Origin of the sequence: Methylotuvimicrobium buryatense 5G (genome assembly GCF_000341735.1) — a bacterium.
GTDB lineage: Bacteria > Pseudomonadota > Gammaproteobacteria > Methylococcales > Methylomonadaceae > Methylotuvimicrobium > Methylotuvimicrobium buryatense.
Genome location: NZ_KB455575.1, coordinates 244986 through 257334 on the forward strand (window position 1 = coordinate 244986; position 12349 = coordinate 257334).

Consider the following 12349-nt stretch of genomic DNA (forward strand, 5'->3'; position numbering starts at 1 on the left):
ACAAGAGTTTCTAACTACCACCGGGAGGCTGCTCCGTGAAGAAAACCAAGCAACTGTTCGCAAGCCTGTTCTTGATGTCCTTGGGACTAGGGACTGCACAGGCCGAATATACCCTGAATCTGAGGCAAGGCGTAACTCAGATCAGTCAAGAAGTCTACGATTTGCATATGTTGATTTTATGGATATGCGTGTTAATCGGTATTGCTGTCTTCGGCACAATGTTCTACTCGATTTATCACCATCGCAAATCGAAAGGGCATGTCGCATCTCAATTTCATGAGAGCACCAAAGTCGAAATTATCTGGACGATTATTCCGACTTTGATTTTAATCGGTATGGCGATTCCGGCCACAAAAACGATGCTCGATTTGGACGATGTTCAAGATGCGGATATGTCGATCAAAGTCACCGGTTGGCAATGGAAATGGGAATATGAATACCTGGATAACGGCATTCACTTTTTCAGTTCCCTGGACGAAGCCAGCAATAGAGCGCGACAGCTGGGTTCCGGTATCGATCCGAGGTCCGTGCCTCATTACTTGCTTAATGTTGATCATCCGTTGGTTGTTCCGGTCAATACGAAAATCCGCTTTTTATTCACCGCGGCCGATGTGCTGCATTCCTGGTGGGTGCCTGATCTCGGTTGGAAGAAGGATACGATCCCCGGATTTATCAACGAAGCTTGGACATACGTTGAAAAACCAGGAACTTATCGCGGGCAATGCGCAGAACTCTGCGGAAAGGATCATGGTTTTATGCCGATCGTCGTGATCGCGATGGAGCAAGGGGACTACGATGCATGGGTTGAATCTCAGAAGGCGGGGGCCGAAGTCGAAAAACAACAGGCGGATAAGGAATGGACCACAGACGAGTTGATGGCTAAGGGCGAAACCGTTTATGCCAATAACTGCGCTTCCTGTCATATGGCCGACGGTGCCGGCATGGAAGGCACATTCCCGGCTTTGACCGGTAGTTCTGTCGTCACGGGCGATATCGATGCTCAAATCGAGCTAATGTATAACGGGAAAGGAATGATGCCGGCATTTGGACAAATGCTGAGCGAAACCGAATTTGCCGCAGTCGTCACCTATACCCGCAATGCCTTAGGTAACTCGGTGGGCGATTCGGTTCAACCCGCTGCGATAAAGTCATTAAAATCATCCGCACCGACGGATGAAGAGGAAGATGAGGATGATGAAGAGTAATGCTTAACTTTATTCAAATTCTAATCTTTTTAAAATTTATAGAGGTAACAATATGTCTGCGGTAGTAGCTGAACATGACGATCATCACGATCATCACGACCATGGTCCGGAAAAGGGGCTGTTAAGATGGATCATTACCACAAATCACAAGGACATCGGTACATTGTACTTGGTGTTTGCTTTAGCGATGTTTTTTCTAGGCGGCGCGATGGCTTTGGTTATCCGCGCGGAGTTGTTCGAACCGGGATTGCAGTTTGTTGAGCCCCAGTTCTTCAACTCCATGACGACAATGCACGCGCTGATCATGGTATTCGGCGCGGTCATGCCTGCATTTGTTGGATTAGCCAACTGGATGATCCCATTAATGATCGGTGCGCCCGATATGGCGTTACCACGTATGAACAACATGAGTTTCTGGCTACTCGTGGCCGGTGCATTGATGCTCGCGAGCACTTTGTTCATGGAAGGCGGTGCCCCAGCCTCGGGTTGGACCTTGTATCCCCCATTGGTGTTGCAAACCGGCGCCGCGCTACCGTTCGCGATCTTCTCTGTGCATTTGCTCGGTATTTCATCGATCATGGGCGCGATCAACATCATCGCGACGATCTTCAATATGCGCGCACCCGGCATGACGCTGATGAAAATGCCATTGTTCGTATGGACCTGGTTGATCACTGCATTTCTGCTGATTGCGATCATGCCGGTTTTCGCCGGTGCGGTGACTATGCTATTGACCGACCGTTTCTTCGATACCAGTTTCTTCGATGCAGCCGGCGGCGGCGATCCTGTCCTTTATCAACACATTTTCTGGTTCTTCGGTCATCCGGAAGTTTATGTAATGATTCTGCCGACCTTCGGTGTCGCTTCGACAATCATTCCTGTCTTTGCGCGTAAACCGTTGTTCGGTTACAGCTCGATGGTCTATGCGACCGCATCGATTGCATTTTTATCGTTCATCGTATGGGCTCACCACATGTTTACGGTCGGTATGCCGGTCGCCGGAGAGCTTTATTTCATGTATGCAACGATGCTGATTGCGATTCCGACCGGCGTCAAAGTTTTCAACTGGACCGCGACCATGTGGAAAGGATCGATGACCTTCGAAACACCGATGCTTTTTTCGATTGCATTCGTCGTGTTGTTTACGATGGGCGGTTTCACCGGATTGATGATGTCAGTCGCGCCTTCGGATTTCCAATATCACGACACCTATTTCATCGTTGCGCATTTCCATTACACGCTGGTTCCGGCTTCTATCTTTATATTGATGGCGGCAGGTTACTTCTGGCTGCCGAAATGGACCGGCAATATGTATGACGAAAAATTGGGACAACTGCATTTCTGGTTGTCGGCGATTTCGGTCAATGTATTGTTCTTCCCTCAGCATTTCTTAGGCTTAGCCGGGATGCCGCGTCGTATTCCTGACTATGCGGTGCAATTCGCCGATTGGAACATGGTATCGAGTATCGGTGCATTCGTTTTCGGATTCAGTCAGTTGTTGTTCTTGTATATTGTTATCAAAACGATCAGAGGCGGTACCGGCGAAGAAGTCACCAGCGAAGTTTGGGAAGATGCATCTAAACACAGCTTGGAATGGACACTGCCTTCTCCATTGCCATACCATACATTCACAACGCCGCCGAAAGAAATACCAACCGAGCATTTCTAAGCGGGCTTCGGTTGGTTGTATACCCTTTGCTTGTCAAATTTCGGTGCCGGGGTGCCCGTCAAAGGACGCCGTAAATACGTCCATGTAGGCTCTATGATAGCATCCATGCTATCAAAGCCTTTGCCGAACACCCCGGCACCTCCATAGGCAATGCCGAAATTTGAAGTGCGAAAGGTATAAACCGTTTCGGTACAGGGATAGACTTTTCTCAGAAACTTTGCCCGCTTGACGGCGGGCAAAGTGGTGGTGATATGAAGACGAAGACAAAGAATATTTTGACAGCAGTTGTGCTGGTCGCTGTCGCGGTCGCGATATACGTTTTTGCGGTTTTAAGAGCTATTTCGCAATGAATGATGATACGAAGCAAAAAAACAGAAAACTGGTTCGCAATTTAGTATTGATTGCAGTGGGCATGTTCGGTTTCGGTTATGTGCTGGTACCGATTTACGATGTATTTTGCGACATAACGGGTCTGAACGGCAAAACGGCCTCGGTTGCGGTAGCAGAAACGGCACGCGAAGTCGATGAAAGCCGTGAAGTGACTGTTGAATTTGTCACTTCGTTGAACCAAGCCGCGCCGATGGCATTTCGTGCCGAGACGTATAAAATGAAGGTGCATCCCGGACAATATTATACGGTTAACTTTTATGCCGAAAACCTTACCGATAAGCCGATGATTGCCCGGGCGATACCCAGTATTACGCCGGGTCAGGCTGCGGAATTTTTCACAAAGACGCAATGTTTTTGTTTTGACGAACAAAGTTTCGAAGCCCATGAATCTAAAACGATGCCGGTTCGTTTCGTCGTAGATCCGAAACTGCCTGAAAAGTACAAAACAATCACGCTTGCATACACATTTTTCGATAACACTGAATTAACAGCAAAAAAGCAAAAATAGGGGAAGGTTATGTCTACAAACGCTTATTACATTCCTCATAAGGCGACCTGGCCGATTATCGGTACGGTTGGTCTTATGATGACTCTGGCAGGATTTGCCAATTTGTTAAATGGCTCCTCGATCGGCCCTGCGATGATGATTATGGGTTTCGTCGTGTTTATTATCATGCTGGCCGGCTGGTTTACGCTTCAGTCCGTTGAAAGCGAATCGGGAATGTACAGCACTCAAGTCGGTATTTCCTACCGTATGGGAATGATGTGGTTCATTTTTTCGGAAGTCATGTTCTTTGCCGTATTCTTCGGAACCTTATGGTATACGCGAAACCTTTCAGTGCCTTGGCTTGGCGGTTTTGGTGACGGTCCCGGACGTGCGACTCATGAAACCTTGTGGCCGGCATTCGAAGCGATGTGGCCGACTAACGGTCCGGGTGAAATCGGCGGCGAATACGAACCGATGGGGGCTTGGGGTTTGCCGTTTTTAAACACACTGATTTTGTTGACAAGCGGCGTCACTTGTACTTGGGCGCATCATGGTTTACTGGCAAAAAACCGCGATCAACTTATTAAAGGTCTGATTGCAACGGTTGCGTTGGGTTTTCTGTTCGTCGGATTTCAAGCAATAGAATATCACGAAGCCTATACCGAAATGGGCTTGACCTTAGGTTCAGGTATTTACGGGTCGACATTCTTTATGCTAACCGGCTTCCATGGGTTCCACGTTTGTGTCGGTGCGATTATTCTTTCTGTGGTATTGTTCCGCAGCTGGAAAGGTCATTTTAAACCGGAGAATCATTTCGCATTCGAAGCGGCCGCCTGGTACTGGCATTTTGTCGATGTCGTTTGGTTGGGATTATTTGTCTTCGTTTACATGATGTAAGTCGATAACAGGGCATCAAATTAAAGCGCTGCCTGCCAGGTAGCGCTTTTTTTTTGTCGTTTGATTTGACGGAAAGGCGGGCTGGATTGGCTTTGCGGGACGGGTTATTTAACCATCCCTAGTGTTTCGAATTGGTTTTGCTACGGTCGAAACGCTTAGGACAGGCTTACAAACCCCGTCCTGCTTGAGAGATGGGTTTTATTGGCTTTGTTCCGCTTGGGGCGGTTTTTTTGCATGAATGGCCGAGCCGATACCGTGAGGTTTTAATAAGCCGAAGGCCATCGCCAGAAACAATAAAATGAATAACACGATTGATAATGAAATTCGGACTGTTAATGCTTTGACGGCTTTATCCGACCGGTCTTCCGGTTTGCGGACAACGATATGATAAAGTGCGGAGCCCAGGCTGATAAGGATTGCAGCAAACGCAATAATGAAGATAGTTTTAATAAGCATAAAAAGTCTAAAAGCGATCGGTGATAATCGGGTATTCTCAACGATTAATCGACGCTTGCCAATAGGACAATCCAAAAACCATGACGATCAAAATCGGTCTTTGTAATCTTAGACTCACATTAATTCCATCAATCGCCTATGTGTTGTTGATGGCGCTACTGATTTCGCTAGGAAATTGGCAATTATCCAGATCTTCGGAAAAAGCCGACTATCTGGCCGTGCAGGAGAAACAAAGCCAATTACCTCCGTTGTCGTTAACATCGGAGTTGCCGGCCGATGCCGCGAGTATTCGTTATCGAACTGTCGAATTAACCGGGCGTTACGATACCGAGCGTCAATTTTTGCTGGATAATCGAATTAGACACGGAAAAGCCGGTTATTTCGTGATGACGCCGCTGTTGCCGGAAAACTCCAATACGGCAGTCTTAGTTAATCGGGGATGGATTGAAGCGGGTCGCGATCGACAAACGCTGCCTGATATTACCTTGCAAGAAAGCAAGGTTACCATCCAAGGACGAATCAATACTTTTCCTGATGTCGGTTATCATCTGGAAGGCGCGGAGATTCCGACCGATACTTGGCCGTCTCTCGTGCAACTGATCGACAGCAACGTTATTGCTGAGAAACTGGGTTATCCGTTGGCCGATTATCAAATTGAACTACACCCAGCCGAGGATCAAGGTTATTTGCGGGAATGGCATATCGCGACTGTCATACCGCCTGAAAAGCATGTGGCCTATGCGGTGCAATGGTATGGCTTGGCTTTAACTTTAACGGCTTTATTTATATGGTACGCGTGCAAAACAAAACATGAATAATCAACAGAAAAAAAATCGCAACCTAATTCTGATTATTTTCGGAATGTCGATCATCCCGTTTCTTTTTGCGTGGTATTTAAAAGAACATCCCAATCTACTTAAAGGCGCAACCAATCATGGCGAATTGATTATTCCGCCGTTACTGACCGAGCGCCTCGATCTAATCGGTATCGATTCATTCTCGGCCGAAAATATTGACGAATTAAAAGGCCGCTGGGTTTTAATCAATGTGGTGCCTGATGCGGATTGCGATCAAACCTGCCTTGATGCCGTTTATAAATCCAAACAACTCTTATTGATGATGGGCAAGGAGTTAACTCGTATCCGTAGAACAGTGATATTGCTGAATCCCGATGCCGAACAGCATATAAAGACGTGGTGGCAGGACGACGACCGGCTGTTAAAGACTCGCCCCAGTTCGGACTTGCAGAAGCAAATGACTAAGCTCAACGGAACCGGGATCGCGAACGGTATGCTGTTGATCATGGATCCATTGGGCAATATCATGATGCGTTATCAGCCCGGATTTAACCCTTATGATGTAAAGAGCGATCTCAGAAAATTACTTAGTGTTTCGCAAATCGGATAAACCATGTTTAGAAAAATTACCTTTGTTTCCGCCTTTTTGGCTTTATTGCTTATCGTAGCCGGTTCCGTCGTCAAGTTGACCGGAGCAGATTTGGCATGCCCGGACTGGCCTGAATGCTACGGTCAATGGTTTATCGCCGATAGTGCCGAGTTTAAAGCTTCGGCCGAACAGCTTTATCCGGGAAAAGCGGTCGATGTAGGTAAAGCTTGGCAAGAAATGGCGCGACGCTATGTATTCGGCTTATCGATGTTGACCGTCGTGCTGTTGGCATTGATCGCATGGCGCCAGAAGTATCAACGTTCCGTGGCGACAACTGGCGCGGTGGCGCTGCTTATCGTGGCGGCTGCGCAAGTATGCACGGCCGTCAAAGCGGTCGAATTGAATGCGATGCCGATTATAGTCATTGCTCAGGCATTGCTTGGCTTTATCCAGTTCTGGCTATTGAGTTGGCTATTTTTACGATTAAATCCTGCCTTAAATAAACTGGATCGAATAAGCGGTCCCATCTGGCTAGCCGGTTTCGCCGGCTTGTTGGTGTTGGTGCAAACCCTATCCGGTTTATGGGTTAACGCCAATCATGCGGGACAAGTCTGCAGCGGTTTTCCCCAGTGTAACGGGCAATGGTGGCCGCAAGCCGATTACCGTGCCGCGTTGAATATATTCAATGGTCTTGTCACCGGTTATCAAGGGATTTTATCCTACGACGCACAGGTGGCTGCCCATTGGTTGCATAGAGTCTTTGCCCTGCCGATTTTTGTTGTTTTAACTTGGCTGGTGCTGCGAGCCACTTCGGTTAACTGCGCCAAACCGGTCAGAAAAGCCGGCATGATGCTAAGTATTTTATTATTCGTGCAAATCGGCTTTAGCGTTATTGCGGCAAAATACGGACTACCGGCATGGTCGGCCATTGTGCATAATTTTGTTTCGGCAATATTGATGCTGCCGTTGCTCGCGATCGCCGTTTATAGCCGTTACGGATATGCGGGCGAAGTGTTGGCCGGCGAAACGGTCGAGCGTCCTGTCGCCGAGTTTGAAGCTGCCGAAGCAGTAATCGAAGTCGGCTATGTCGAGCCGGAACCGGAATCGCTGGCGCGCCGCCTTAAATCGCAGCTGCAAAAAACTCGGTCCGGCCTTAGCGGATTGATGGCAACGATTCCCATTGGTCAAAAAGCCATCGACGATGATTTGCTTGAGGAAATCGAAGCCCGATTATTGATGGCCGATATCGGTTTCGAAGCGACGACAGCAATCATTCGGCGATTGACCGATAGTCTCGAACGGCATCAATTAAACGACGGGGAAGCATTGGAAAATGCGCTGAAACAAGAATTATTGGCTATTCTTAAGCCTTGTAACCACCCCCTACAGATTCCCGAACAAGATAAGCCGTTCGTGATTTTGGTAGTCGGCGTCAACGGTGCCGGCAAAACTACGACGATCGGTAAAATGGCCAAGCGCTTTCAATCTCAAGGCCATAGCGTGATGCTGGCTGCGGGCGACACCTTCAGGGCAGCGGCAGTCGAACAGTTGCAAACCTGGGGTGAACGCAACAACATTCATGTCGTCGCACAGCACACCGGCGCCGACTCTGCCTCGGTGATTTATGACGGTGTGCAATCGGCGCAAGCTAAAGGTATCGACGTATTGATTGCCGATACCGCAGGACGTTTACACACCAAGTCCAATCTGATGGACGAACTGAAAAAGGTTAAACGCATTATCGGAAAGCTCGATGAAACCGCGCCGCACGAGGTTTTGTTGGTTTTAGATGCGGGAACCGGACAAAATGCGCTGTCTCAGGCGAAACAATTTAACGAAACTGTAGCATTGACCGGGATCGCATTAACCAAATTGGACGGCACCGCGAAGGGCGGCGTTATTTTTGCGTTGGCTAAGCAATTCAGCGTGCCGATTCGTTTTATCGGTATCGGTGAAGGGATCGACGATTTGCAGGATTTCGATGCGGAACAGTTTGTCGACGCCTTATTTGCCAAAGATCAATAGGATTATGCTCAAATTCGATCATGTCAGTAAACGTTATCCCGATGCCGGCGATGCATTGCTGGATGTCACGTTTCATCTACAGCGCGGAGAATTCGCTTTTTTGACCGGCCATTCCGGAGCCGGTAAAAGCACTTTGTTAAAGTTGATAGCGGTCATGGAAAGATGTTCGCGCGGTCAAGTTTTGTTGGACGGGCAAAATCTGAACACGGCGTCCGATCGGCAAATACCCTATATACGGAGGAAGCTGGGCTTAATATTTCAGGATTATAAATTGCTGCAAGATAGAACCGTTTTCGACAATGTCGCATTGCCGTTGGTGGTGGCGGGTTACAGTCATTTTGATATCGGTCGGCGTGTTCGAGCTGCGCTCGATAAGGTCGGCTTGCTTGGTAAAGAAAAAAAGCTGCCGCAGACTTTGTCCGGCGGCGAACAGCAGCGCGTCGGTATTGCCCGCGCCGTTATAAACAAACCGCCTTTGATTCTCGCCGACGAGCCTACCGGTAATTTAGATCCGGAATTGTCGTCCGAGATTATGAAATTATTTGAAGATTTTCAACAAGTCGGCGTAACGGTATTGATTGCCACGCATGATATCGCTTTGGTTGAGCGAATGGGACATCGTGTATTGCAATTGGATCATGGCCGCCTGGTCGCAAGTTAACAGATGAAAAAGCCGAATATCAACCACAGAAGACCGCAACCCCGACAGAAAAAGGAAGTTCGACGAAAAGTTGTTTCCGGTAAGCTAAGTGTTATGCTGCAGGCTTACCTGGATATTCATGCGCAAGCCTTGTTTTCCAGTCTAGGCCGATTGGCGCGCGCGCCGGTGACATCGCTGATGACCGTCAGCGTATTATCCATTGCAATTTCGTTGGCTGCCGGATTTTATCTGTTGGTCGCCAATATTCAACAATTAACCGGCGGGCTCGAAGATAGCAATCAAATTTCGTTGTTTTTAAAAGATCAAGTCACCGATGATGCCGGCGTAAAGTTAGCCGAGAAAATTAAAACATTCGTTCATGTACAGGATGCCAAGGTCATTACGAAAAACCAAGGGCTCGCCGAATTTCGCGAATATAGCGGTTTCGGCGACGCACTGAAAGCACTGGATAAAAACCCCTTGCCGACCGTTATTCAGGTTATGCCGGAACATAGCCTCGAAGAAGGGCCGCAACTTGACGAATTGTTTAAAAACTTAACGGATTTACAAGAAGTCGATTTTGCACAATTGGATATGCAATGGGTCAAACGCTTGTATTCGATCATGGAACTGGCGGATCGTGGCGTTACGCTGCTCAGTTTCATATTGGCCCTGGCCGTATTATTCATTACCGGGAATACGATAAGACTGGAATTACACAATCGGCGTGACGAAGTTATTATCGCTAAGCTGGTTGGCGCGACCAACCGGTTTATTCAAAGGCCTTTTCTGTATACCGGTTTTTGGTTGGGTTTTAGTTCCGGCATTTTGGCTTGGATTGCTGTGACGGTCATGCTTTTTATACTACAACAGCCGATCGATCGATTGTCGGGTCTTTATGACGGCGTATTTTCGATGCGCTATTTGAGTTTCGGAGAAATGATGTCGTTAGTTGCGATTTCTTCACTGCTTGGAGTAGCTGCTGCCTGGGCGGTGCTTTGCTATCAATTAAGACTGACCAAGCCCGAATAAACTGAGAGTAAGTTTCAGTCCTTGAATCCAAGAAGTTATTTATCGCGAAATCCCTAGAGAATCAGAGTCGCTCCGAGCCCTATCGATAATGAATGGACTCACAAAACAATGCGGAACTTATAAAAATTTTAGCACTCATAACGCGAGAGTGCTAAAATCGAGAAAATCAAAAAATGAGGGGAAATCATGAGTAACGCATTAGCCTTTGCCTTACCAACCAATCTTTCCGTAGGAACATTCGACGCTTATTTGAATGCGGTCGCGCAAACGCCGACTTTGTCGCACGACCACGAACGCAAACTGGCGCTTCGCTATCGCGATGAAGGCGACTTGGAAGCAGCGAAGGAACTGGTTATGTCGAATCTTCGTTTTGTTGTTCATGTCGCGCGTGGATACAGCGGTTACGGACTGCCGTTGCCCGACATCATTCAAGAAGGCAACGTCGGTTTAATGAAAGCCGTCAAACGCTTCGATCCTGATGTCGGGGTTCGCTTAGTGACCTTTGCCGTACATTGGATCAGAGCGGAAATCCATGAATATGTCATCAAAAACTGGCGTATCGTAAAAATTGCAACAACCAAATCGCAGCGTAAACTGTTTTTCAATTTACGCAAATCGAAAAGCGACCTAGGCTGGTTGTCGCACGACGAAGCAAAAGCTGTCGCCGACGATTTAGGCGTTGATCTCAAAACCGTTTATGAAATGGAAAAGCGTATGGACAGTTCGGATATGGCTTTCGACATGCCGCATGACGAGCCATCCGACGAAAGCACTTACGCCTTTCCAGTCAGTTACTTAGAGCAACATAACGCAGACCCGGCTGATCTGCTGGAAAACGAGCAATGGCAAGGTTATGAAGAAAACATGCTAAGCGAAGCAATGGCGGAACTCGACGAGCGTAGTCTCGACATTCTCAATAGCCGCTGGCTAAGCGAAGAAAAAGCGACATTGCATGATTTAGCTGCACGCTACAACGTTTCAGCCGAGCGCATCCGGCAGCTGGAAAAAAACGCCATGAACAAGCTGAAAGCCGCATTCGTGCTGGAAGCATAATACGCCGGGCACTACACGCGTGGCGGGTTGTTCAACCCGCCCCAAACGTTTTCCGGTTTCCATAATCCTCCGTGAGAATCCATATTTTGGCAGGACGGGGTTTTATAACCCCGTCCGAAACGTTTCAACCGTGGCCGAAGCAAGCCGAAACGCTTAGTCCAAACCGAAACGTTGGGGACGGGTTAAATAACCCGCTCCGCAGGAATATACCTGACGTGCAAAAAGAAGCGCCCGATTGCTAGAAGATTGCCACGTTGTGTGAAAGGCTATTGGGGGTTTAGTGTTAGCGGCTTCGATAGCCGCGACGAAGGCGTCGCTTACACAACGATTGTAATCCCTTGTGGGAGCGATCCCCTGATCGCGATTTCGAAGCCACGAGAGTTAGGTGGCAATAAGGGGTATCGAGGCCACATTAGCTAAAAGACAGCAAGACAGAGTATCTACCGCTTAAGTATTACGACGAGTGGTCCTCCGTGGGAATCCATAAGAGTAGGAAATAATCACCTTCTCGTAACCGGAAGTCTATCAATCCGAAATCCGCGCAATCTCCCCATAACGGAAACAATCGACGGTATGATCGTTAACCATGCCGACGGCCTGCATGAACGCATAGCAAATCGTCGAGCCGACGAATTTAAAACCGCGTCTTTTCAATTCCTTACTGAGCCGATCCGATAAAGGCGTATTCGCCGGCAACTCGGCGTGCGTCCGCCACGCGTTTTGGACTGGCCGGCCGTCGACAAAATCCCATAGAAACGCATCGAAACTCCCGGTTTCTTCTTTGACGTTCAAAAAAGCGCGAGCATTGGTCACAGCGGCATTCACTTTGAGCCGGTTGCGTATGATGCCCGGATTCGCCAGCAACTCCGAAATTTTTGCCTCATCATAGCCGGCCACCGATACCGGATCGAAATTGTCGAACGCCGCCCTGAAATGGTCGCGTTTTTTTAAAATCGTCGACCAACTCAAGCCCGCCTGGGCGCCCTCCAAAACCAAAAACTCGAACAACAGACGGTCGTCATGCACCGGCACGCCCCATTCGCGGTCGTGATAGTCCTCTTCAAGCGGGCTGGACAAAGCCCATCGGCATTTGTTCATGTCAAATGAAA

Annotated in this window: 12 protein-coding genes; 10 read left to right on the forward strand and 2 right to left on the reverse strand. The window is 48.2% G+C overall.

Annotated features, from left to right (window positions below; all coding sequences use genetic code 11):
• Window positions 1–35: 35 nt before the first annotated feature.
• From coxB to METBU_RS0101185, 4 genes are all read left to right on the forward strand, one after another.
• Complete coding sequence (coxB, locus tag METBU_RS23045) at window positions 36–1205, forward strand: cytochrome c oxidase subunit II (RefSeq protein WP_017838878.1); 1170 nt, start codon at window positions 36–38, stop codon at window positions 1203–1205.
• A 52-nt stretch (window positions 1206–1257) separates the two neighbouring features.
• Window positions 1258–2874, forward strand: coding sequence for a cytochrome c oxidase subunit I (ctaD, locus tag METBU_RS0101175; protein ID WP_017838879.1), 1617 nt, complete (start codon window positions 1258–1260; stop codon window positions 2872–2874).
• 346 nt (window positions 2875–3220) lie between these two features.
• Complete coding sequence (locus METBU_RS0101180; RefSeq protein WP_017838880.1) at window positions 3221–3772, forward strand: cytochrome c oxidase assembly protein; 552 nt, start codon at window positions 3221–3223, stop codon at window positions 3770–3772.
• Window positions 3773–3781: 9 nt separating this feature from the next.
• Complete coding sequence (locus tag METBU_RS0101185) at window positions 3782–4648, forward strand: cytochrome c oxidase subunit 3 (protein ID WP_017838881.1); 867 nt, start codon at window positions 3782–3784, stop codon at window positions 4646–4648.
• 198 nt (window positions 4649–4846) lie between these two features.
• Here the strand turns inward: METBU_RS0101185 and METBU_RS0101190 are convergent, their stop codons facing one another.
• Window positions 4847–5104 (reverse strand): twin transmembrane helix small protein, encoded by a 258-nt coding sequence (locus METBU_RS0101190; protein WP_017838882.1) that lies wholly within the window; start codon window positions 5102–5104, stop codon window positions 4847–4849.
• A gap of 80 nt (window positions 5105–5184) precedes the next feature.
• Between METBU_RS0101190 and METBU_RS0101195 the strand changes: the two genes are divergently transcribed.
• The 6 genes from METBU_RS0101195 (at window position 5185) to rpoH (ending at window position 11240) form a co-directional block, all read left to right on the forward strand.
• On the forward strand, window positions 5185–5922 hold the full coding sequence (locus METBU_RS0101195) for an SURF1 family protein (RefSeq protein WP_017838883.1): 738 nt from the start codon (window positions 5185–5187) through the stop codon (window positions 5920–5922).
• On the forward strand, window positions 5915–6511 hold the full coding sequence (locus METBU_RS0101200; RefSeq protein ID WP_017838884.1) for a hypothetical protein: 597 nt from the start codon (window positions 5915–5917) through the stop codon (window positions 6509–6511). The genes METBU_RS0101195 and METBU_RS0101200 overlap by 8 nt, the downstream gene beginning before the upstream one ends.
• Window positions 6512–6514: 3 nt before the next feature.
• Entirely contained in the window at window positions 6515–8515 is a 2001-nt protein-coding gene (gene ftsY, locus METBU_RS0101205; protein ID WP_026129960.1) for a signal recognition particle-docking protein FtsY, read from the forward strand.
• 4 nt (window positions 8516–8519) lie between these two features.
• Window positions 8520–9176 (forward strand): cell division ATP-binding protein FtsE, encoded by a 657-nt coding sequence (ftsE, locus tag METBU_RS0101210; RefSeq protein WP_017838885.1) that lies wholly within the window; start codon window positions 8520–8522, stop codon window positions 9174–9176.
• Between the two features lie 93 nt (window positions 9177–9269).
• The gene (gene ftsX / locus METBU_RS0101215) at window positions 9270–10187 is read left to right on the forward strand and encodes a permease-like cell division protein FtsX (RefSeq protein ID WP_235726364.1); all 918 of its coding nucleotides are present in this window, start codon (window positions 9270–9272) and stop codon (window positions 10185–10187) included.
• Window positions 10188–10373: 186 nt separating this feature from the next.
• Complete coding sequence (gene rpoH / locus METBU_RS0101220) at window positions 10374–11240, forward strand: RNA polymerase sigma factor RpoH (protein ID WP_017838887.1); 867 nt, start codon at window positions 10374–10376, stop codon at window positions 11238–11240.
• Between the two features lie 525 nt (window positions 11241–11765).
• On the opposite strand, the gene METBU_RS0101225 is transcribed toward rpoH, so the two are convergent.
• Window positions 11766–12338 (reverse strand): DNA-3-methyladenine glycosylase I, encoded by a 573-nt coding sequence (locus tag METBU_RS0101225; protein WP_017838888.1) that lies wholly within the window; start codon window positions 12336–12338, stop codon window positions 11766–11768.
• Between the last annotated feature and the right edge of the window lie 11 nt (window positions 12339–12349).